The sequence below is a fragment of the Streptomyces sp. BF23-19 genome (assembly GCF_041106355.1).
In the GTDB taxonomy this organism is placed as follows: domain Bacteria; phylum Actinomycetota; class Actinomycetes; order Streptomycetales; family Streptomycetaceae; genus Streptomyces; species Streptomyces virginiae_A.
The window spans coordinates 47257-68766 of record NZ_JBGBPT010000007.1; the positions used below are offsets into that span (position 1 = coordinate 47257).

15 protein-coding genes and 2 pseudogenes are annotated in these 21510 nt (G+C 71.0%); 11 read left to right on the top strand and 6 right to left on the bottom strand.

Features of this window, described 5'->3' with window-relative positions:
- Positions 1 to 32: 32 nt before the first annotated feature.
- The 4 genes and pseudogenes from AB8A24_RS06270 to AB8A24_RS06285 all read right to left on the bottom strand — a co-directional run.
- Positions 33 to 479, bottom strand: a pseudogene (locus AB8A24_RS06270) (beta-xylosidase); the annotation flags it as partial.
- 51 nt (positions 480 to 530) lie between these two features.
- A pseudogene (locus AB8A24_RS06275) lies at positions 531 to 1973 on the bottom strand (RICIN domain-containing protein); the annotation flags it as partial.
- Between the two features lie 215 nt (positions 1974 to 2188).
- A complete protein-coding gene (locus tag AB8A24_RS06280; RefSeq protein WP_328964958.1) occupies positions 2189 to 3205 on the bottom strand; it encodes a DUF4073 domain-containing protein in 1017 nt (338 codons plus the stop codon).
- 178 nt (positions 3206 to 3383) lie between these two features.
- Positions 3384 to 5402, bottom strand: a complete 2019-nt coding sequence (locus tag AB8A24_RS06285; protein ID WP_369475067.1) for a glycoside hydrolase — start codon at positions 5400 to 5402, stop codon at positions 3384 to 3386.
- 372 nt (positions 5403 to 5774) lie between these two features.
- Here AB8A24_RS06285 and AB8A24_RS06290 point away from each other — a divergent pair, with 372 nt between their 5' ends.
- Complete coding sequence (locus tag AB8A24_RS06290; RefSeq protein WP_328964960.1) at positions 5775 to 6758, top strand: LacI family DNA-binding transcriptional regulator; 984 nt, start codon at positions 5775 to 5777, stop codon at positions 6756 to 6758.
- 22 nt (positions 6759 to 6780) lie between these two features.
- On the opposite strand, the gene AB8A24_RS06295 is transcribed toward AB8A24_RS06290, so the two are convergent.
- Positions 6781 to 8031: an ROK family protein gene (locus AB8A24_RS06295; protein WP_328964961.1), complete on the bottom strand. Its 1251-nt coding sequence runs from the start codon at positions 8029 to 8031 to the stop codon at positions 6781 to 6783.
- Between the two features lie 135 nt (positions 8032 to 8166).
- Here AB8A24_RS06295 and AB8A24_RS06300 point away from each other — a divergent pair, with 135 nt between their 5' ends.
- The 5 genes from AB8A24_RS06300 (at position 8167) to dgoD (ending at position 12666) form a co-directional block, all read left to right on the top strand.
- The gene (locus tag AB8A24_RS06300; protein ID WP_369475068.1) at positions 8167 to 9129 is read left to right on the top strand and encodes an SMP-30/gluconolactonase/LRE family protein; all 963 of its coding nucleotides are present in this window, start codon (positions 8167 to 8169) and stop codon (positions 9127 to 9129) included.
- Positions 9126 to 9758: a bifunctional 4-hydroxy-2-oxoglutarate aldolase/2-dehydro-3-deoxy-phosphogluconate aldolase gene (locus AB8A24_RS06305; RefSeq protein ID WP_328964963.1), complete on the top strand. Its 633-nt coding sequence runs from the start codon at positions 9126 to 9128 to the stop codon at positions 9756 to 9758. The genes AB8A24_RS06300 and AB8A24_RS06305 overlap by 4 nt, the downstream gene beginning before the upstream one ends.
- Complete coding sequence (locus tag AB8A24_RS06310) at positions 9755 to 10696, top strand: sugar kinase (RefSeq protein ID WP_369475070.1); 942 nt, start codon at positions 9755 to 9757, stop codon at positions 10694 to 10696. The genes AB8A24_RS06305 and AB8A24_RS06310 overlap by 4 nt, the downstream gene beginning before the upstream one ends.
- Before the next feature lie 75 nt (positions 10697 to 10771).
- Positions 10772 to 11524 carry an SDR family NAD(P)-dependent oxidoreductase gene (locus tag AB8A24_RS06315; protein ID WP_328964965.1) on the top strand — a complete coding sequence of 251 codons (753 nt, stop codon included), beginning with the start codon at positions 10772 to 10774 and terminating at the stop codon, positions 11522 to 11524.
- Positions 11521 to 12666 carry a galactonate dehydratase gene (dgoD, locus tag AB8A24_RS06320; RefSeq protein ID WP_328964966.1) on the top strand — a complete coding sequence of 382 codons (1146 nt, stop codon included), beginning with the start codon at positions 11521 to 11523 and terminating at the stop codon, positions 12664 to 12666. The genes AB8A24_RS06315 and dgoD overlap by 4 nt, the downstream gene beginning before the upstream one ends.
- A gap of 45 nt (positions 12667 to 12711) precedes the next feature.
- Here the strand turns inward: dgoD and AB8A24_RS06325 are convergent, their stop codons facing one another.
- Complete coding sequence (locus AB8A24_RS06325) at positions 12712 to 13359, bottom strand: peptidoglycan-binding protein (RefSeq protein WP_369475071.1); 648 nt, start codon at positions 13357 to 13359, stop codon at positions 12712 to 12714.
- A 969-nt stretch (positions 13360 to 14328) separates the two neighbouring features.
- Here AB8A24_RS06325 and AB8A24_RS06330 point away from each other — a divergent pair.
- The 5 genes from AB8A24_RS06330 to AB8A24_RS06350 all read left to right on the top strand — a co-directional run bounded on the left by AB8A24_RS06330 (position 14329) and on the right by AB8A24_RS06350 (position 21349).
- Positions 14329 to 15915 (top strand): ricin-type beta-trefoil lectin domain protein, encoded by a 1587-nt coding sequence (locus tag AB8A24_RS06330; protein ID WP_369475072.1) that lies wholly within the window; start codon positions 14329 to 14331, stop codon positions 15913 to 15915.
- 453 nt (positions 15916 to 16368) lie between these two features.
- A complete protein-coding gene (locus AB8A24_RS06335; RefSeq protein WP_369475074.1) occupies positions 16369 to 17418 on the top strand; it encodes a substrate-binding domain-containing protein in 1050 nt (349 codons plus the stop codon).
- A gap of 140 nt (positions 17419 to 17558) precedes the next feature.
- A complete protein-coding gene (locus AB8A24_RS06340) occupies positions 17559 to 19148 on the top strand; it encodes a sugar ABC transporter ATP-binding protein (protein WP_328964970.1) in 1590 nt (529 codons plus the stop codon).
- On the top strand, positions 19145 to 20176 hold the full coding sequence (locus AB8A24_RS06345; protein WP_327381533.1) for an ABC transporter permease: 1032 nt from the start codon (positions 19145 to 19147) through the stop codon (positions 20174 to 20176). Before AB8A24_RS06340 ends, AB8A24_RS06345 begins: the two co-directional genes overlap by 4 nt.
- 363 nt (positions 20177 to 20539) lie before the next feature.
- Positions 20540 to 21349 (top strand): DeoR/GlpR family DNA-binding transcription regulator, encoded by an 810-nt coding sequence (locus AB8A24_RS06350; protein WP_328964971.1) that lies wholly within the window; start codon positions 20540 to 20542, stop codon positions 21347 to 21349.
- The last annotated feature ends 161 nt before the right edge of the window (positions 21350 to 21510 follow it).

A 21510-nucleotide genomic window follows, 5' to 3' on the forward strand; every position in this document is an offset into this window, starting at 1 on the left:
CAGGACGCGTGGCGTGCGGCCCACGGGCGCGGTCAGAGGAGGGTGAGGGAGAGGACGCCGGTGTAGCTGCCGACGGGGGTGTACTTCGGGATGTCGAGGGACACGGTGGCGTCGGCGGTGAACTCCCCGCCCGTCATGTCACCTGCGGCGGCAGAGGCCAAGGTCGCGCCGTCCGTTCCGACGACGCCCGGGCTGCCCGCGGCGCACGTGCTGGGGCTGTCGCTCCGGGTGGAGCAGACGGGGGTCCACGTGAGCCGGTTGGCCTCGATCTTCCCGCGCGGTCCGGCGAAGTCGGTGACCTTGCCGGTGAGTGACCAGCCGGCCGTGCCGCCGCGGAAGTCCTTCACGGTGACGGTGCCCAGCTGTCCGGCCGAGGTGCCGCCGGTACCGAAGTCGACAGGGGGGAGCCGGACGGGGTCCGCGGTGGTGGCCATGGTCAGTACACCGGCTCCGACCGACGCGGTGAGCTGCCGTTCGGCCGTACCGGGGGCCGGCGGGTCGGTCGGGTCGGCCGGACCGGCTGCGGCGGAGACCTTCCAGGCCTGACCGGGCGAGCCGTCACACGTGGACTGGACGATCCCGGCGCCGGCCGTCGTGGATCCGCCCCGGACGGCGAGGCACTTGCCGCTGTGCTTGGCGACGATGCGTACGTACCCGTCGGGGAGGGTCTCGAAGCGCCAGCGCTGGTTGTCCCCCCAGCCGCAGTCGTACTGCTTGACCTCGGCGCCGTCGGCGGTCGACTTGTCCGCGACGTCCAGGCACTTGCCGCTGTGCTGGGCGAGGACGCGCACGTAGCCGTTGCTGTTGTCGGTGAACCGCCACTGGCTGTTCAGGGTGTCGGCGGCGCAGGTCTCCTGGGTCACCGGCACCTGGTTGTCGGAGGAGCTGCCGGGCACGGTGGCGCAGGCGCCGCTCCCCTTGTTGGTGATCGTCCGAGGGTCCCCGCCGGAGCCGGATATCCGGCCCGTCGCGGTGTCGATCGAGACCTGGGGGTACCACGGAAGGGTCATGGTCGTGGCCGTGGGGAACGCCAGCGGGAGCCACACGTACGTGGAGTCGTTGACGTGCTTCGGGTCGGACCACACGCCCGCCCAGCGGTCTCCCATGTAGAGGAAGGAGGTGGTGTCGCTGCCTTCCACGGGCAGGACGAACGCCGTCTGCGAGTGGTGGCCGTCGTGGCTTCCGACGTCCTTCATGGGCGACCACGGTCCCGCCAGGCTGGTGGCGGTGGCGTACTTCTGCTGGTTGGGGTCCCAGTAGCTGGTCCCGGAGGTGAGCATGAAGTAGACGTCACCGCGCTTGAACAGGGCCGGTGACTCGCGGTGCCGGCCCGGCCAGGGGTTGGCCACCAGGTCCTTCACCTGCGTGTAGTCGTCGGTGAGTTCGTAGATGTGCAGGTCGGCGTTGTAGTTGGCCGAGGAGATCATGTAGGCCTTGCCGGCGGCCTTGTCCTCGTACACGGTGATGTCGCGGGACATGTGCTCGGCGCCGGAGGCGTCCTTCGGGCGGAAGGAGCCCTTCCAGGTGTAGGGGCCGTCGATCGTGGAGGACACCGCCACGGCGGCGCGGGCCTCGGCGTAGGAGTCGTCCGCCTCCTTGTGCATCCACATGACGAACTGCTTGGTCTTCTCGTTGTAGAGGACCTTGGGCCGCTCGATCACGGCCGAACGGATCTCGGGGTCGGCCTCCTGTGTCAGGACGTGGCCGCGGGGCTCCCAATTCTTCAGGTCCTTGGAGCGGTACGCCGAGACGTAGCGGAACTTGTTGTCGTCGCCGCGGTCCTCACCGAACCAGTAGTAGTAGTCGTCGACTTGGAGTACGCCGCCGCCGTGGGCCTGCACCCCTTGTCCCGCGGTGTCCGGGAACTGGGTGCCGGGTTCGGTGGTGACGGGCGCCGCCAGCGCCGTCGGCGCACCACCCAGAACGGGGAGGAGCAGGCTCAGGCCGACGAGGACGGATCTCACTCTTCGCATGCAGATCCTTGATGTCACCGCGCGTACGTCGGGACCCGGCACAGGGGAGTCCCGCTCCCCATGTGCACAGGAACCAACATTTCTGCGCGTGAACCAACAACTTTCAGCAGAGGCTGGCGCACGCGTCACCCGAATGTCAACAGCTCGTAAACAAATTCGACATTCCGTGCATGACCCACGACCGCAGCGTCACCTCCCGGGGCGTCGCCCCCCGGTCAGATCGCGGTCGCCAGCGGCACGGAGATCTGCTTCAGCCAGGCACCGGCCGCGAAGTCCCGGGCCTTGATGACCACGCGGTCGCGGTGCACCTCCACCTGGAGGCCCTGGTTGAAGACGCCGGGGACCGTGCTCTCACCCCCCTGGCCGTTGTCGGCGAAGCCGGTCTGCACGGCCCCCGTGTTGATGACCGAGAACCCGTCCAGGTTCGCCGTTCCGGGCACGACGCGCCGCACGTACCAGTCGGACAGTGCCAGGTCCCAGTGCGTGTGTCCGCTGAACAGGAACACGTCGCGGTGGCGCCCCAGCAGCCCGAGGAGCGCGTCGGCCTGGAGGTAGTCGGTGGCGTAGAGCTTGTTCCGTGTGCCCGAGACCGTGTTCGGCAGGGGGTGGTGCGCGATCACCATGACCGGCTTGCGGCGTACGCTCCAGTGCCGCAGGCGCCCCTCCAGCCACCGCAACTGCCCCTCGCTCAGCCATACTTCGTCCCAGAGCTTCGGGTCGTGGTAGTGCATGTACCGCTCGGTGCCGATGGTGAGGACGGGGATGCCGCCGAAGGTGGTCTCGGCGTACACCGTGCCGCGCCCGGCGAACCGGTGGAAGCTGCGGAACAGGGAGTCCTCCGTGGCGCCGTTGGGCCAGGTGGCCAGGGAGAGCGTCTGCGGATCGGCGTACTTGGGGACGTAGAACTCGTGGTTCCCGATGGCCCACGCGAGCTCGCGCGGGCGCGGGCCGCGGTCCAGCACCTGCCGTACCGCCGCGTATTCGAAGTCGTAGCCGCGCGGGGTGATGTCGCCGGCGACCGCGAGCCCCGAGCCGTGCGGGGCGGTGGTCCGGATGTCGCGCAGGGCGACGGCGAAGTCTCCCAGGTCGCCCTGGATGTCGCTGATGACGTTGAACGTGGACAGTGGCGTGGTGGGGGCGTGGCCGAGCGGCTGCGCCGCGGCAGGCGGCGAGGTTGCGGCGCCGAGGGCGACGGCGCCGGCCGCCGCGGTGATCAGAGACCTGCGTTTCATGGTGTGCAGCCCTTCCGGTGGTGTGGGGCGCGATCGAGCGGCCCATGGGCGAGACGCCACATGTTTACGCAACCAATGCGGCGGGCGCGTGAATGACGGGCAACGCTTCTCCCGACCCGGCGCCCCCGGTGACGGGCCGCAAGGTCCGCCACCGGCGGTGCGTGCCACGCCGTCGGGACTACCCGCCCGCCGGGTCCGCGCGGAAGCTCCAGGACTGGTTGCGCCCCGTGTTGGGCCGGTAGGTGCCGACCGGGGCGCCGTCGGCGGTGGAGGCGCCGGTGACGTCGAGGAGAGTGCCGGTCGTGCTGTTGATCAAGGTGTGGTGCCCGTCTCCGGAGGTGGACAACATCCACTGCTGCTGTGCGGACGGTCCCGGAGGAAGCAGGGTGAGTTCGCCGTCGGCGACGGCGAGGGCCCGGCCGCTGCCCGCGTTCGTCACCCGGTACGAGGCCGTGCTGCTCCAGTCACCGGGCACCGACCTCGTGAGGGTCCACTGCTGCGTGGTGTCGGGCCGGTTCGGGGGGCGCTGGATCACGGCGCTGCCGGCCCCGGCCGGGGCGGCCGTGAGGGCCAGACCGCTGTGGTCGTTGACGAGGAGCCGGGGACCGGCCGCGGGGGCCGCCTGCTCGGGGTCGACGCCTGACGCGCCCGGTACGACGAGGGTGGTGACCGAGTGGGGGGCGAGGGTCACGGTGAGGCGCTTGCCGGTGACGGACACGTCGGCTTCCCGGTTGACGTTGCGGGTCGGGTCCGTGGTGTAGCGCTGGACCGGTGCGCCGGAGACGTCGCGGAAGCCGGTGAGGTCCAGGGCGATCGTCCGGGCCGAACCCGTGGGGTTGGTGTGCACCACGACCGCGCCCTGCCCACCGGGGCGCACTGCGGCCAGGGTGTGGTCGTCGTCCGTGCCGATGATGCGGGAGCCGGGCCTGATGAATCGGCTGTACTGGGCCATCGCCCAGTACTTCTTGTTCTTGCGCAGCGGTTCCTTCGCCGCGTGGGCCGGGGTGAAATCGGTCTGGATCAGGCCCCAGTTGGAGTCCTCGTGGGCCGGGGTCATGTTCTCGTAGTCCTCGACGGCCTGCCACAGCACCCAGGCCCGGGGTTCGAGCCGCGTGAGGTCGTCGGTGATGCGCTCGGCGAGGTCGAGGGCCGGGCTCATGTCGGTGAAGCTCTGCGGGACCGTGCCGCCGAGGTCCACCTCCGACATCCACAGGGGCTTGTGCGCGCCTTTGGCGATGTCCCGTGCCCCGCTGCGCCCGTTGGTCCCGTAGGTGTGGGTGTTGAGCCGTCCGACGGCGGAGCGGACCGTACTGCCGTAACTGTCCCAGTTGGCCCGGAACATGTCCGGGTCCGTCTCGTCCATCGCCGCGATCGGAGTGCGCAGCCCGCTGCGGTCCAGCTCGGCGCGCAGTGCCGTGATCATGCGGGCCTGGGAGTCGCGGGCCCAGTGCGAGCCTTCCTGGCGTCCGCCCGCGCGCCAGTAGGCGGTGCCCGGTTCGTTGACGGGCGACACGGAGGCGAAGGTGACGCCCGTACTGTTCTGCACGCGCTGCAGGGCCCCGGCCAGGTAGGCGGCGAAGCGCTCGTACTGGTCCGGGCGGAGGTTGTCGTGCATGGGGTCGACCGCACCTGAGACGAGCCCGCTGTGGGTCATGAAGTACGGCGGCGAGTTCGAGAACGCCTCGAAGGTGTCGGCGCCCCGGGCCTTGGCCGCCTTGAGCCACCAGCGCTGGTTGCCGTCGGCGTACGGGTCCCAGTGATCGGGGTTGTCCGGGTCCCAGCCGTCGGGCGCCCGGTGGCCGGGCCGGCTCCAGTGGCCGGGTACGGTTGCCCCGGCGCGCATGTAGGGCGCGGTCTCCGGGCTGTCACCGCCGCCGATGTTGTAGCGGGCGATGGTCAGGCCGAGCCCTTCGGCGCCGTAGAGGGCGTCGGCGAGCCGGTTGCGCTGGGCGTCGGGCCAGCCGCCCGTGACGTTGGCGAACCAGGCGAGCGCGGTGCCCCATCCCTCGAACGGGGCCTGCTGGTAGCTGGGGTCGAGGCGGACGGGGACCGCTGCCGGCCGGGCAGCGGCAGCTGCGTCCGGAGGTGACGCCGCACCCCCGACGAGGAGTGCGGCGACGACCGCGAGCGAGGTCGCGAGGGCGGTGCGCATGCGGCGCCGGGCGTCGCCCGGGGGCCTTCTTCTGGTAGCGAGCACAGCTGGTCTCCTGTCGGGAGCGGATGTGTACGTGGGGGAGGAGCGCCTGGCAGGGGCGCGCTGCTGCGTATCGGTCGCGGGATCGTCCACGGCCGTTCACGGCATCGGGGCGCACGAGCACGGACCCTGCAGGGCGCGCAGCATGATGTTTGCGTTAACATGAAGGGGCGGGGAGAGTGTCGAAGCGGTGGCTGGACATGTCAAGAGAGCCGGCGAGTAGCGCGAGCGCCCGCCCCTTCGGTGTGCGGCGCTAACATCCGTACGGGTGCACACGCACTCGGCTCGGAGTAGGGGTTCGGAGGTCCGGTTCACATGCCGCGCGAGGTCGGAGCAAGATCACCGAGGTCCCGTCCGCTGCGCCAGTCGCCCTCCATGGCCGATGTCGCCGCCATGGCGGGGGTCTCGTCGCAGACCGTCTCCCGCGTGGCCAACAACCGGGAGAACGTCGACGCGTCCACCCGCGAGCGGGTACTGGCCGCGATGAAGATGCTCGGGTACCGCCCCAACACGGCCGCCCGGGCGCTGGTCACCGGGCGGTTCGGCACGCTGGGCGTCATCAGCTTCGACATCAGCGCCTACGGCAACGCCAGGACCTTCGCCGCCATCTCCGACGCCGCCCGCGAGGCCGACCTGTTCGTGAACTTCATGGGAGCCCGGGCGCAGACCGGAGCCGCCGTGCGCCAGGCGTTCCAGCAGCTGATGGTCCAGTCCGTCGACGGCATCATCCTCATCGAGTCGCAGATCCTGGACACCCCCGAACTCCGGCTGCCGTCCACCGTTCCCGTGGTCTTCGCCGACGGGGACACCGGTCACCGCTACGCCAACGTCGACATCGACCAGGCCGAAGGCACCCGCAGCGTCGTCGCGCACCTGCTGGGCCTCGGGCACCGAACGGTCTGGCACGTCGCGGGGCCCCGCGACTCCTACGCGGCGCGCCGCCGGGCCGAGGCGTGGCACCGCTCGCTCAGGGAAGCGGGCACCGTCGTACCACCGCTGCTCTACGGTGACTGGTCCGCGGCCTCGGGGTACCGCGCCGGGCGTGAACTGGCCGCCCGCCCGGAAGTGACCGCGATCTTCGCCGCCAACGACCAGATGGCCCTCGGCGTCATGCGCGCCCTGCAGGAGGCGGGCCGGCGGGTGCCGCAGGACGTGAGCGTGACCGGATTCGACGACGTGCCCGAGGCCGCGTTCTTCCCCGCCCCCCTCACCACCGTCCGGCAGGACTTCGACGCCGTGGGCCGCCACTGCGTCGGACTGCTCCTCGATCAGATCGGTGGCGAGGCGGGCAGCCCGCGCAAGGCGTCGGTCGCGCCCGTCCTGGTGGTGCGCGAGAGTACGGCGGCCCCGGCCGGCTGAGCGGCCGGAAGCCGGTCCACCCTCAAGAGGTCCGGGCTTTCGCCTCCCTGGCGGCACGGCGCCCCGCCGCCACGGTGCCGAAGGTCTCGCGGTCGTCCAGGAAGCCCTCCAGGGCGAAGGTGGCGGCTCCGAGACTCACCGGGTTGTCCGGCACGGTGCTCAGCTGGAAGGTGAGCGCCTGGAGCGTCGCCGGTAGCGCGTGCGCCGCGATGACGTCGCGGGTCTGCCGCAGCAGTGGCTCGCCGAGGCGGTCGGCCACCCAGCCGCCCAGTACCAGGGCCTGCGGATTGAACAGGTTGAGGAGATCGGCCGCAGCCTCCCCCAGGTGGCGGGCGGTCCGCGCCACGGCTTCGACGGCCACGGCGTCGCCCCGCGCGGCGGCGCGGGCGACCTTGCTGACGACGGCGTCCTCGTCGGGGTCCAGGAGGGGGCTTTCCGCGTCCAGTTCCCGTACCGTGCGGGCGATGCCGCGGGTGCTGACGTAGGCCTCGACACAGCCCTGCCTGCCGCACCTGCACTCCCGGCCGCCCCGGACCAGGCATGTGTGACCCCACTCCCCGGCGCTGTTGGTCGCGCCCCGGTAGAGGGCTCCGTCGACCGCGATGCCCGCACCGACTCCCGCCCGGAGGGTCAGTACGAGGAGGTCGTCGACCTCGCGTCCGGCGCCGAACCACATCTCGGCGACGGTGCCGGCTTTGAGCGGGTTGTCGAGGTACAGGGGCATCGGGAGGCGCTCGGCGAGGAGGGAGCGCAGGGGCACGTCGCGCCAGGACCAGTAGGGCGAGAAGACGGATACACCGCCCTCGCGCTCCACGAGGCCGGGGATGCTGACTCCCGCGCCGAGGATGCGCGGGGAGGCGCCCGTGGCGTCCGAGAGGCCCTCGACCCCCGTGACGATGGCGTCGACCACGTCGTCCGGCCGGACATCGTTCTGCGGCAGCGGCAGCCGTACGCTGCGCAGCACCGTCAGCGCCAGGTCGAACAGCTCGACCTGGACGGACGTCTCCGCCACGTCGATCCCGACCAGCGCACCGCGCTCCGCGTTGACCGCGAGGCGGGCCCGCGGGCGCCCGCCCTTGGAGTCCTCGTGGCCGGCCTCGCGCAGGACTCCCGCCTCCAAGAGCTCGGCGACGAGGTTGGCCACGGTCGCGAAGGACAGGCCGGTCGCTGCGGCGACCTCCTGTCGGCTCACCGGGCCGGCGGCTGCGAAGACGCACCGCAGCGCGTCGAACCGGTTGCGGCGGCGGATGTCCTGGGCGGTGCGTTTCGCCATGGGTGCGTCCTTCCATGTCGCGGCAAAGGCCGTCGTCGGGTACGAGGCCGAGCTTATTCCATGCGTTGGACGATGTGTATTTACATGGGTTAGAAGAACTCTTAGAGTTTCGTCGCACAAGAGAGGAGCTACACCATGCACCTGACCGCACTGCCGTGCGCGCCCGTGCCGGGACGCCTGACCGAGGGACCCGTCTGGCACGCCGGACGCGGTGACCTGCTGTGGGTGGACATCACGGCGGGCCTCGTCCACCGGGCACCTCTGGTGGCCCGCGACGACGACAGCGGTCTGCCGGACCTGGGGGACAGGGCGACCGTCAGCCTCGACCGGCCCGTCGGAGCGGTCGCGCCCTGCGTGTCCGGCGGGCTCCTCGCGGCCGCCGGAACGTCCTTCCTGAGGATCGACGAGGCCGGGGTGGCCACGGAGTTCGCCGCCCCCGCCGTCCCCGACGACGGCACGCCGCGACGGTTCAACGACGCCAAGTGCGACCCGAGCGGGCGGCTGCTGGCCGGGACCATGGCCTACGACGCGACCCCCGGCGCGGGCACCCTCCACCGCCTCGACCCCGACGGCAGCGTGACGACCGTGCTGAGCCCCGTCACCGTCTCCAACGGCCTCGGCTGGAGCCCCGACGGCCGGCTGCTGTACTACGCGGACAGCCCGACGCATCGCGTCGACGTCTTCGACCACGACCCCGTCACCGGCGCCCTCTCGTGCCGCCGCCCCTTCGCCGACACCAGCCCTGCCGGCCTGCCGGACGGCCTGGCCGTCGACACCGAGGGCCGGGTCTGGGTGGCGGTGTGGGGAGCGGGACAGGTCAGGGCCTACACCCCCGACGGCGCACTCCACGCCGTCGTGACGGTCCCCGCCTCCCAGGTGTCCAGCTGCGCCTTCGCGGGCCCGGACCTGGACCTCCTGATCATCACCACCGCGTCCGACGGGCTGACGGCCGCGCAACTCGCGGCGGAGCCGCACGCCGGCCGGATCTTCATCTGCCGGCCCGGTGCCACCGGCCTGCCGGTCCCGCCCTTCGCCGACGACCCGGCGCAGCTGCCCGGGTCCTCCACCACCTCATACGACCCCCGAGGTTCCGCATGACGACCGACCCCCTGGCCCCCGCACTCGCCGTCGCACCCGTGATAGCGATCCTGCGTTCCCAGTCGCCACGCCACTTCGCCGCCACCGCCGACGCCCTCCACGAAGCGGGCATCCGGGCCATGGAGTTCACCCTCACCACACCGGGAGTCCTGCACGCGTTGCGCGAGTACGCCGAGTCCAAGCCGGCCGGTACCGCCCTCGGCGCGGGCACCGTCATGACCCCGGCCGACGCGATGCGCGCCGTGGAAGCCGGCGCCACCTACCTCATCACGCCGGCCACCTGCCTGGACGTCATCAGGGAGGCCCGTCGCCTCGGCGTCCCGGTGCTCCCCGGCGCCCTGACGCCGAGCGAGATCGTGGCGGCGTGGCGAGCGGGCGCCACCATGGTCAAGCTCTTCCCCGCCTCGGCCGGAGGCCCGGACTATCTGCGCGCCGTCCGGGCACCCCTGCCGCACGTCCCTCTGGTTCCCACGGGAGGGATCGACCTCGATCAGGCCCCCGCCTACTTCGCCGCCGGCGCGAGCGCCCTGGGCATGGGCAGCCCACTGATCGGGGACGCCTGCGAGGGCGGCGACCTGGACGCGCTCCGGGAACGCGCCGCCACACTGCTGGACGGCATCCGCTCATGACCGCGCTCGTCACCCTCGGGGAAGCCATGGCTGTCCTGGCCGCCGACCGGGCCGGTCCGCTCGCCTCCGGCAGCGCCCTCCGCCTGGGGTTCGCGGGGGCCGAGGCCACGGTCGCCATCGGCGTCAGCCGCCTCGGCCACGCTGCGTCCTGGACCGGGCGGGTCGGGGCCGACAGCGCCGGCACGATGATCCTCGACGGGCTGCGCGGTGAGGCCGTCGACGTCAGCCGCGCACGCGTCGACGACACAGCACCGACCGGACTCATGCTGCGTGAGCGCCGCACACCCGACCACACCCGTGTCACCTACTACCGGCGAGGACTCGCCGGCGCCCGCCTCGACCCCGAGGACATCGACCCGGAACTCGTCACCCGGGCCCGCGTCCTGCACGTCACCGGCATCACCCCCGCCCTCGGCGACGGGCCGCGGGCGGCCGTACGGCGGGCCGTCGAGCTCGCCCGCGCCGCCGGCGTCACCGTCAGCCTGGACGTCAATTTTCGGGCCCGGCTGTGGACCCGGGACGAGGCCGCGGCCGAACTGACCCAACTCGTCAGCCGCGCGGACGTCGTCTTCGCCGGTCCCGACGAGGCCTCGCTGGTCGTCCCCGAGGCCGACCCCGCCACCATGGCGCGCACCCTGCTCGACCTGGGCCCGCGCGAAGCGGTCCTGAAACTCGGCGCCCGAGGAGCCGTTGCGGTCACCCGCGGCGGCGAGGTCGTCCAGGACATCGTGCCGGTCACCCTGGTGGATCCGATCGGCGCGGGCGACGCCTTCGTCGCCGGATACCTCGCCGGGCTCCTCGACGGCACCGACCTCCCGGGCCGGCTCCTGCTGGCCGCGACGTGCGGGGCCTTCGCGGTGGCCTCGCCCGGCGACTGGGAGGGCCTGCCGCGGCGCGCCGAACTGGACCTGCTCCACGGAGCGGACGTCACCCGCTGACCGGTGCCTCCCGGCCCGGACGCCCCACCACCACTCGACGCCACCCCCACCCACTCCACCCACGAAAGACCAGCCATGAATCGATTCACAGGGCGAACGGCCGTCGTCACCGGCGCCTCGTCCGGCATCGGCGCGGCCAGCGCCGTACGTCTGGCCGCCGAAGGGGCCGCCGTCGTCCTCGCCGACATCGACGAGGCGGCGGGCACCGCACTCGCGCGGAAGATCCGCGACGAGGGGGGCCGCGCGGAGTTCGTGCCGTGCGACGTCTCGTCCGAACAGGACTGGCGCAGCCTGAAGGACCGCACCCACACGCTGTTCGGCCCGGTGGCCGTCGTGCACAGCAACGCCTTCACCCACACGCCCGCGCCCGCCCACGAACTGGCCGGCAGCGACTGGGACCGTGACATGGCCGTCAACCTCAAGGCGCCCTACCTGGCCGTACGGACCTTCCTCGACGACCTGCGCACCGCCCGCGGGTCCTTCGTCGCCACCTCCAGCGTGCACGCACTGTGCAGCCTGCCGGGCCATCCGGCCTACGCCGCGGCGAAGGGAGGCATGTGCGCGCTCGTCCGCCAGCTCGCGGTCGAGTACGGGCCGGACGTGCGGTTCAACTCCGTGCTGCCCGGTCCGATCCTCACCGAGAACTGGCAGGACGTGGACGAGGAGGGCCGTCTGCTCTCCGCCCGTGCCACAGCCCTGGGACGGCTCGGCCACCCCGACGAAGTAGCGGCCGCCGTCGCCTTCCTCGCGTCCGACGACGCCTCGTACATCACCGGCACGAACCTGACCGTGGACGGCGGCTGGGCCGTGAAGAAGGAGTCCAAGTGAAGATCACCTCCCTGAGGACCTACCTCGTCGCCCCCCGCTGGTGTTTCCTGCGCGTGGACACCGACGAGGGCATCACCGGCTGGGGCGAACCGGTCGTCGAGGGCCGTGCGCACACCGTCGCGGCGGCCGTCGAGGAACTGTCCGACTACTTGGTGGGACAGGACCCGATGCGCATCGAGGACCACTGGCAGGTCCTGACCAAGGGCGGCTTCTACCGCGGCGGCCCCGTCCTGTCCAGCGCGGTCGCGGGCATCGACCAGGCACTGTGGGACATCGCCGGCAAGGCGCTGGGCGTGCCGGTGTGGCAGCTGCTCGGCGGCAACGTCCGGGACCGGGCACGGGTGTACAGCTGGATCGGCGGCGACCGACCGACCGACGTCGCGCAGCAGGCCGCCGCCCGCAAGGCCGAGGGCTTCACGGCCATCAAGATGAACGCCTCGCCCCAGTTGGAGCTGATCGACACGCCGCGGGCCGTCCGCGACATCGTCGAACGGGTGGAGAGCGTCCGCGCGGAGGTCGGCGACGACTTCGACATCGCCGTGGACTTCCACGGCCGTCTCACCCTCCCCATGGCACGGCGGGTGCTTCCCCTCCTCGAGCCGTACCTGCCGTTCTTCGTCGAGGAGCCGGTGGTTCCCGAGATGAGCGCCCACATCGGCGAGGTCGTGCGCTCCACCAGCATCCCCATCGCCACCGGAGAACGGCTGTACTCCCGGTGGGACTTCAAGCCGGTGCTCCAGCAGGGCATCGCCGTGGCCCAGCCCGACCTCTCGCACGCCGGTGGGATCTCGGAGGTGCGGCGCATCGCGGCGATGGCGGAGGCGCACGACGTCTCCCTCGCGCCGCACTGCCCGCTGGGCCCGATCGCGCTGGCCGCCTGCCTCCAGGTCGGCTTCGCCACACCCAACCTGCTGATCCAGGAGCAGAGCCTCGGGATCCACTACAACGCCGGGTCGGACCTGCTGGACTACCTCACGGACCGGTCCGTCTTCCGCTACGAGGACGGCCACGTCGCCCTGCTCACCGCACCCGGACTGGGCATCGACGTCGACGAGAAGGCCGTCGAACGCGCCGCCGAGACGGGCCATCGCTGGCGCAACCCGGTGTGGCGACGGGGCGACGGCTCCCTCGCCGAATGGTGACGTGTTGAGCCCCCGGGCGGTACGGGCACAGCAGCCGGCCGGGCGTCAGGAGGTCAAGGACTCCAGCCGTCGCCGAGTGGCCGGGCCGCAGACCCCCGGCGGGTCGTCACGGACGCCGTACTTCGCCTGGAACCGCTGCACCGCGTCGTCGAGGTGCTGGTCGTAGCGGCCTCGCTGGGGCAGGGACCACAACCCCAGCTGCGCCAGGCGCCGCTGCAGATCGGCGACCTGAGGACCCGTGTCGTGCCGGCGCAGCGTCGGCTTCTCGCCGGGTGCCGTCGGCGAGGCGGGGGAGGGCGGCACGGTGCTCGGACTGCCGGATCGCTGTCCGGCGGCCGGCGCCGCGTTCGTACCGGCGGACGTGTCCATGGCGGGCGCCGACGGAGCCGCCGAGGACGGTGTACGCACCGGGCTGCTCCCGGCCGTCGGCGGGGTGCGCCGGGGAGGACTCGGGGGCGGGCCGGGGGACCGGGACGCCTCGGGCGGCGTGGTCGCTTCGTCCTCCACATCGAGTACGTCGAGCCGGCTCGCGGGGGCCTGCGCCGTCGCGTCGCCGGTGCCCTGGCTCCGGGCGAAGGCGTACGTACCCGCGATGGCCGCGGAGCCGATCAGGGTGGCGAGGGCCGCGGTGACGCGCAGCGGTCGGCGTCGCTTCGTGGGCCGGTGCGCCCGGTGACCGGCCGACCTGCTCATGACAACGGGCTGGCCGATGGTGTCACCGCCGGGCGGTGGGCCGCTTTCGTGCGCGGCCTGTGCTGCGACCCACGACACCGTGGCGGTGTCCATGGTGCTCGGTTCGCCCCCCGGCGCGGGTTCGTGCGGGGCGATGTACGGCCTGACCCAGTCTCGGTCGAACCGCGCCGGGGCGGGGGCCCGCCCTGCGCCCGCGTCGTGGTGCGCGATGCCGCAGGCGCAGCGCAAGGGGTCACCGCATCGGGGGCAGAAAGGGGTGCTCACCAAACTCCAGTCGACTGTTCCGGGAAATGCAGAATGAGCCATCGGCGTGCCACGCCGTACAGCTCTTGAATTGTCGGGCCCACATGTCGGGGGTGTCCTGATGGCTGTCCGCTGCGGGACGACCGTGTGATGAAGGAGGGAGTGAACGGTGAATCTACTGTGTGCGGAGCTCCTGAATCCAGCCCAGTCGGAGCCCAGTTGATAACGATCGGCTAAACGTCCGACGGCGCCGCCCCGGGCCCTCCCGCCTGGAAGCGCACGGGGTGCTGATGTCTTGAACTGTTCGAACTTCTGTCAACAGGACGGGCTGACGCCTCCCCTGCCGGCCTTGGGCTGTCGGCGGGTGCCGTAGTCGATCGAGCAAGATCTTCGGTGTTGACTTCCTTGCGTGTGTCTCTGATTCTGTTCGCTGCGAGGTGGTTGCGGCCGCCATGGTCGAGGCGCGCCGGCCGGGGTTCTCCCCAGTGGTGATCGCGCGCCATCCAGCCGACGGCGGGCGAAATCGAGACCGGACCTCTGTGTGCGGAGAATTCCGGTAGATCGCCATGTCCGGATAAAAGACGTCCGCATTTTCGAGGACGGTTTCTGGAATTCTCACCGGGAAGAGCTATCGACGGGCATGTCGTGTCCTGAACAATAGGGCGACTTTCCCTCCCACCCAGGATGTCCCACGTGTCGACGAATCATCCCTCTGTTGTGAGTCGAATGACCGACCAGCAACTGTGTGACACCATCCGCACCGCGGACCCGGCCGCCCCGTCGGCCGGGACCGAGCTGCGCCGACGCCATGGTCCGAGGGTCTTCGCCTTCGCCCGAACGGTCTGCGGCGACCTGCTGCCGGCGCGGCGCGCCGCGGACCGCGCGACGGAGCGGTTCCTCGAGCTGCTGGCCGCCACGACCGACGTCCTGGACCAGCCTCCTCGCCTGTCGTTGCTCGCGCTGGTGTCCGCGTCCGCATCCCCCACACCGTCCGCGCCTTCCGGGGCGGGACCTGCTCCGCTGGATTCGGATCTGCAGTCGTTCGTCCGCAAGGGGTTCATCACCCTGTCACCCCGCACGCAGGCCGTCCTGTGGCATTCCGTGGTCGAACGGGAGCCGGACGAGCACGTCGCGACGATCACCGGTGACCGGCCCGAGTCCGTACCGGACCTGGCTCACCGGGCGTTGGCCGCGTGCCGGGACGCCTTCCTACGTGTCCACCTGCAGGCTCGACCCACCCCGCACTGTCCCGCGTACGCACGCATGCTGGACGCCGCCGCGGGGCGCGCCGATGTACGGGGGAACCCTGACCTGACGCGTCATGTCGACGGATGCCCCGGGTGTGCGGCCGCCCTGCGCGGTCTGGTCGCCCTCTGTGACACTCCTGGTCCGTCACTGGCCGGTTCCCTGCTGGGTCCGGCCGGCCCGCTCTACCTCTCCGCGGCGACCCGTACGGATCAGGACTCGGACACCGAGGACACGCTGTCCCTCCCGGTCGCGACCGCGGCCGGAGGCGGGCCGGAGTCGACCTCCGGCGACCGGAAACCGTCCGCCTTGGGACAGAGGCCGGTCGGGCGGATTTCCCTGGGTGTCGCGGCGGTCCTGATCACGGCGACGGCGATCGCCGTCGCCGTCCCTACGACCTGGGGGCCCGAACCGCCCGCCGCGGCCCGGAGGCAGCCACCGCGAGCACACGTCGAGGCGGGCGGCGCGGGGTCGCCGGCCCCGTCGGTGAGCAGGTCGCGGCCCTCCACATCCGCCTCACCCGCTCGTTCCCCCAGCGCGTCGCCGTCCGCGACGGGCCCGTCGCCCAGTGACGGGCCCACGCCCGCCCCCACACCGACCGGGGAGGCCGCGACGGCCGATCCTGTTCAACCCTTCAGGGCCTCGTCCTTCGTTCCGGCCGTCAATTCCGCCACCGGTCTGTGTCTGGACGTCCGCGGGGGCACCTTCGCCAACGGCGTCGACGTGGTCACCGCTCGCTGCCGTGCCGGAGCGCCGGTCCAGCAGTGGCGTCTGGACGAAAAGGGACTCCTGCGCAATGCCGCCAACCCGAGCTACTGCCTGGACGCACGCGGTTCCGCAGGGGACGGCGTGGGCATCTGGTCGTGCTCGGCATTCGGCCGGGCCGAGGGGAACAACCTGGTCTTCTCCACCGATGCGACAGGACGCATCAAGCCTCGGATCGCGCCGGGCTACGTCGTGACGTCCGGGAGTGGTGAGCCCGGAGCGCCCGTCACCTTCGGCCGCACGGGCCCGGCGGCCGAGCAGCGCTGGAACGAGCCCACCGGGCAAACGTCGTCGAGTCAGTAGTCAAACAGATTCAGACATGTTCCGATGTAAAACAACAGGGCGGGGTCCGTCCAGGTTCAGGCCTGCGGCGGCGCCGTGCCGTACGGCCGCCCGTCCAGCACCTTCGGCGATTTTCGCCCGGCGGCCGCTGTTGGGGCGATCCTGCCGCGCTGTGGCGTCCCCGGAGGTCACGGGGGTGCATCAATCGGAAACCCTCGGTTCACGCTGTTGACTTATGGCGGAAACGGCGCTTTTCTCTGTTGCATCAAGTTTGAAAACGGCCGACTGTGGCGGATTCCCAGTGAGGGGTCCTCCGTCGGGGACTCGTCGGCCAAGGCCGGACATCTCTCCCTGCGAGTCTCCAGGGACCCGCAGCCCCGGGCGGCGCTCACGACGGCGGCCGGACCGAACCCCACCCCATCGCACGTGCCCCACTGGTCGCCCGGTGCGACCCGTTCAAGCAAAGGGATCGACATGCTCACTCACCACCACCGCCGTCCGGTAGCGGCCGCGGCCCTGGGCCTGGCCACGATGCTCGTCCTGTCCTCGTGTTCCAGTGGCCAGGAGACGACGGGCGGCACCGCGGACGTCGGGAAGGTCGACGGGAAGATCTCCCTGACCTATCTGCAGAAGCAGGGCGACCAGGAGTACTTCATCGGCGAGGCCGCCGGCGCGAAGGCGAAGGCGAGTGAGCTCGGGATCGACCTGAAGGTGGTGAACCTGGGCAACGACGCGAACAAGACGGTGAGCGAGGCCCAGGCGGCCATCTCGCAGAAGAGCAACGGGCTGATCGTCGTCGTTCCCGACCCGGCCGTGGGCCCGCAGGTCGTACAGCTGGCGAAGACCGGCAAGGTGGCCCTCCTGACGTCGGACGACCAGATCTGCAGCAGCGGCCCGGACCCCTCCGCGTGCGGCGCCGACGACCTGGTGCCCCGCATCGGGTTCAGCGGCCGGCAGATGGGCGGCGAGGTCGGCAAGCGAGCCGCCGAGGAGTTCAAGAAGGCCGGCTGGAACCCGGCGGAGACGCGGACGATATCGGCCTGGAAGCAGGACGTCACGGTGTGCACCGACCGTGTCGACGCCTCGAAGAAGGCGTTCGCGGATGCCGCGGGCACGCCGGTGCAGAACATCGACGTACCGACGGACAACTCCCCGACTGGCGCCCAGGACAAGATCGCCGCGACGATCACCGCCAACGCCTCCGTCAAGCACTGGGTGGTCTGGGGCTGCAACGACGAGAACGTCCAGGGCGGGGTCACCGCCCTGGAGAACGCCGGCTTCACGGCCGACAACGTGATCGGCGTCGGCCTCGGCGCCTACCTCGCCTGCAAGAACTGGAGTTCCGGCAAGCCGTCCGGGATGAAGGCCGCGCTCTTCATCAACGGCCGGGACGTCGGCGCTCTGGCGGTGCAGACGATGTACGACAAGCTCAAGGACGGCAAGGACTTCCCCAAGGAAGCCTTCGCCCCGACCAAGATGGTCGACGCCTCCAACTGGAAGGACGCGGGCGTCACCTGCGGCTGAGCCCGAGCCCGAGCCCGATGCCAGGACGGGTACGGCCCGCCGCAGCGGTGGCCGTACCCGCCCCCCGTCCAGACCACCACCGCCGACCGGCAGCGTCGCCGGTCCGAACGCCCCACGTAACCCCAGCTTGCGAGGCCCCCATGACCACAGCCGGTACAGAGCCACCCGTCCCCGACCGGGATCCCGGCGAAGAGATCTCCGTCGAGAACATCACCAAACGGTTCGGTGCGGTACAGGCGCTCAGCGGCGTCACGCTCACCTTCCCCCGGGGCCGGGTGACCGCCCTCATGGGGGAGAACGGCGCGGGCAAGTCGACCCTGCTGAAGATCCTCACCGGTGACCACCAGCCCACCGAGGGGAACATCCTCTGGGACGGGCGTCCGCGGACCCTGTCGTCACCGCACGACGCCCACAAGGCCGGGATCCGCATCATCCCGCAGGAGCCCGAGATCATCCCGCACGTCTCGGTCGCCGAGAACGTGTACGCGGGGGCCCTGCCGCGCACCGCCCTGCGCCGCCTCGACCGGGCAGAACTGCGCCGCCGCATCACCGCGGACCTGGCCCGGCTCGGATTCGAGAAGGTCATCCACCCCGACCAGCTGGGATCCGAACTCACCCCGGCACAACGCCAGTTGGTGGAGATCCTGCGCGCGCTGACCGGTGAGGCCAAGGTCATCGCCTTCGACGAGCCCACTTCCTCGCTCTCCGAGAACGAGGTCGAGGCGCTCTTCGGCCTGATCGACCGGCTCCGGGACCAAGGCATCGCCGTCATCTACGTCTCCCACCGCATGAAGGAGATCTTCCGCCTCGCCGACCGCATCGCCGTGCTGCGCGACGGCACGGTCGCCGGAGTGCTGGAAGCCCGCGACACCAACGAGGGGGAGGTCGTCCGCCTGATGGTGGGCCGTGACCTGTCCTCCCTGTTCGTGCGACAGGACGTCGCCCGCGACGAGGTGGTCCTGCAGCTGGAGGGCGTCACCACGGACGACGTGAGCGGTATCGACCTCCACGTCCGTGCCGGCGAGGTGGTCGCCCTGGCCGGACTCATGGGGGCCGGGCGGTCCGAGCTGGCCCTCGCCCTCGCCGGCGACCGGCCCATCCGATCGGGCCGCGTCTGCGTGAACGGCCGCCCCTTGCGTCTGCGCAGTCCCCGGGACGCGATCCGAGCGAGCATCGGACTCGCCCCCGAGGAGCGCAAGGCCCAGGCGCTGTTCCTCCACCGCTCCATCCGGGACAACACCTCCCTGGTGAGCCTGGACCGGCTGCGCCGCTGGCGCTTCGTCCAGAGCCGCCAGGAGAAGGCGGTGGCGCAGGACTTCTCCGACCGGCTCCGGGTGCGCACCCCCTCGATCGAGCACGAGGTGCGCAAACTGTCGGGCGGAAACCAGCAGAAGGTCGTGCTCGCCCGCTGGCTGCTGCGCAAGCCCAAGGTCCTGATCCTGGACGAGCCGACGCGCGGGATCGACATCGGTGCCAAGGCCGAGATCTACCGCATCATCGCCGACCTCGCCCGTGAGGGGGTCGCCCTACTGGTGATCTCCTCCGAACTCCCTGAGGTCCTGGGCCTCGCCGACCGGATCGTCGTGATGCAGAACGGTCGCATCACCGGCGAGCTCAACCGGTCGGAAGCCACCGAGGAAGCCATCCTCAACCTCGCCATGGCGGACGACCTCGCCCCCGCCGCATCCGACCGACCGCTCACCGACTCCGCCGATGGAGACGCTCGATGACCACCACCCAGACGCCGGCCACCACCGAGAACCTTCCCGCTCCGGCGCGGAAGACCGGAGGAGCCCTGCTCACCTCGCTCGGCGGGCAGAACCTCAGCCTGATCGGCGCACTCGTCCTCGTCCTGGCCCTGTTCGGGGTCCTCAACGACAACTACCTCAGCCTCGCCAACATCCAGGTCATCGGCGAGGCGGTGACGATCACGGGGCTGCTCGCCATCGTCCAGACGGTCGTGATCATCTGCGGTGGCCTCGACATATCCGTCGGCTCCCAGGCCGGCCTGGCGTCTGTCGTGAGCGCCATGGTCTTCACGTCCGGCGGATCCAACCCCTACCTGGGGATGGCCGCCGCGATCGGAATCGGCATCCTCGTCGGTGTGGTCAACGGCGTCGCCATCGTCTACGGCCGGGTCAACCCCACCATCGCGACGCTCGCGGGCCTGGCCGCCTACAAGGGCGTGGCCCAGCTCGTCTCCGACGGCCGCGCGCAGGGCTACGTACTCAACGATCCGCTCTTCGTGTTCCTCGGCCGGGGCAAGATCGCCGGGGTGCCGGTGATGATCTGGATCCTGGTGATCGTGGCGCTGGCGGTGCACGTCATGCTCAAGTACACGGACATCGGCCGCAACATCTACGCGATCGGCGGCAACGACACCGCGGCACGCCTCGCGGGTATCAACATCAACAAGTACCTGGTGGCCGTCTACGCACTCATCGGTGTGGTCGCGGCGATCGCGGGCATCCTACTGACCGCGCGGACCGGCTCGGGGCAGCCCGTCTCGGGAAGCGAGGGCCTCGAACTCAAGGCCATCACGGCGGCCGCACTGGGTGGATGCGCCCTCAAGGGCGGCAAGGGCGGGATCGGCGGCACGCTCCTGGCGGTGGCGCTGCTCGGCGCGCTGGAGAACGGCCTCACCGTCGAGGGCATCAACACCTTCTGGCAGAACGTCGCCCAGGGCGCCCTCCTCGTCGCCGCCGTCGTCATCCAGCAGCGCCGCAGCGGGGAACGGGCTGTCGGCCTGCCTCACTGACACGGGCGGGCGCGACGCCGGTGCGGCGCGGCCGGTACACCGAGGGACCGAGGTCCGCCTTGGGAGGGGCGGGCCTCGGTGAGCGAAAAGGCCATCGGCCTGAAACGCGATCAATCACACGGAGGGCGAGGGGATCGGGGTCAAGTATTTCGGTACGTGCCGACGCTATTCGACTTAAGCGCTCGCGCGGACAAAAGGCGGGGACGGCCACCGGGGCTGGTGGATCGGATACGCAATCCGGCAAATCCGCCCTTCGGTACGAAAGTTCGGGGAAGGTCCTGAGGAACCGCTTGCCCACCCTTATTGGACTCAGTGTACAATTGATCTCTGTCTGGAATTTGCTAGAGATCATTGGGTGGGACTGTGACGGAGTCGGCACCGCTGGCGGCCCAGCGGCGAGAAGTCATCCTCGATACCGTGCGCCGCAAGGGAGCGGTGCGCGTTGCCGCGCTCGTGGAGCAGCTCGGGGTGTCCGACATGACCATCCGCCGCGACCTGGACGTGCTCGCGAGGGCCGGATCGGTCGAGAAGGTGCACGGCGGGGCGGTGAGCACCTCCGGGACCACGGGCGACGAGCCCGGGTTCGAGACCAAGTCCACCCTCAAGTCGGCGGCCAAGGCCGCGGTCGCCGAAGCGGCCGCACAACTGGTCCAGCCAGGAAGTGTCGTGGCCATCTCCGGCGGGACGACGACGTACGCCGTCGCCCACCGTCTGCGCGACATCGCGAACCTGACCGTGGTGACCAATTCCCTGCCCGTCGCCGAGCTGCTGCGGTCGTTCGGGAGGGAGGACGGCTCCGCGGCCCCGACCCTGCTGGTCACGGGCGGGGCTCCCACCAAGTCCGCCTCCCTGGTGGGGCCGTTGGCGGACCAGGCGATCCGCTCCCTGCAGGTCGACCTCCTCATCGTCGGCGCGCACGGCGTTTCCGAGCGCGCCGGGGTGACCACTCCGAACCTCGCGGAGGCGGAGACCAACCGCACCCTGATCTCCGCCGCGACCCGGCTGGCGGTTGTGGCCGACCACAGCAAGTGGGGCGTCGTCGGGCTGAGCCGGTTCGCCGACCTGTCCGAGATCGACTACTTCGTGTCCGACGACGGACTCGCCGAGCAGGCGCGCACCGTCCTCGGTGAACAGGTCGGCCGGCTGATCCTGGCGGAGACTCAGGGGACGTGATGGACGAGCGGCCACCTATGACCGGTGAAATCGCCCGTCAGGGCTCGAAGCGGTAGCCGAAACGCAGACCAGGGCGACGTCCACGACGGCGACGTCAGGGCGCGGTTCCTGAGGCGGACCAGCCCGTCGTCGTCGCCGCCGTCGTCGCCGTCGACGACCGC

Bases quoted from the DNA above. Each gene is read 5' to 3' on its own strand.
- AB8A24_RS06290 (WP_328964960.1), top strand. From the start codon at position 5,775: ATGGCCGATGTCGCCGCCATGGCGGGGGTCTCGTCGCAGACCGTCTCC.
- AB8A24_RS06310 (WP_369475070.1), top strand. From the start codon at position 9,755: ATGACCGCGCTCGTCACCCTCGGGGAAGCCATGGCTGTCCTGGCCGCC.
- AB8A24_RS06315 (WP_328964965.1), top strand. From the start codon at position 10,772: ATGAATCGATTCACAGGGCGAACGGCCGTCGTCACCGGCGCCTCGTCC.
- AB8A24_RS06330 (WP_369475072.1), top strand. From the start codon at position 14,329: ATGACCGACCAGCAACTGTGTGACACCATCCGCACCGCGGACCCGGCC.
- AB8A24_RS06280 (WP_328964958.1), bottom strand. From the start codon at position 3,205: ATGAAACGCAGGTCTCTGATCACCGCGGCGGCCGGCGCCGTCGCCCTC.
- AB8A24_RS06295 (WP_328964961.1), bottom strand. From the start codon at position 8,031: ATGGCGAAACGCACCGCCCAGGACATCCGCCGCCGCAACCGGTTCGAC.
- AB8A24_RS06340 (WP_328964970.1), top strand. From the start codon at position 17,559: ATGACCACAGCCGGTACAGAGCCACCCGTCCCCGACCGGGATCCCGGC.
- AB8A24_RS06305 (WP_328964963.1), top strand. From the start codon at position 9,126: ATGACGACCGACCCCCTGGCCCCCGCACTCGCCGTCGCACCCGTGATA.
- AB8A24_RS06325 (WP_369475071.1), bottom strand. From the start codon at position 13,359: ATGAGCAGGTCGGCCGGTCACCGGGCGCACCGGCCCACGAAGCGACGC.
- AB8A24_RS06300 (WP_369475068.1), top strand. From the start codon at position 8,167: ATGCACCTGACCGCACTGCCGTGCGCGCCCGTGCCGGGACGCCTGACC.
- AB8A24_RS06345 (WP_327381533.1), top strand. From the start codon at position 19,145: ATGACCACCACCCAGACGCCGGCCACCACCGAGAACCTTCCCGCTCCG.
- AB8A24_RS06335 (WP_369475074.1), top strand. From the start codon at position 16,369: ATGCTCACTCACCACCACCGCCGTCCGGTAGCGGCCGCGGCCCTGGGC.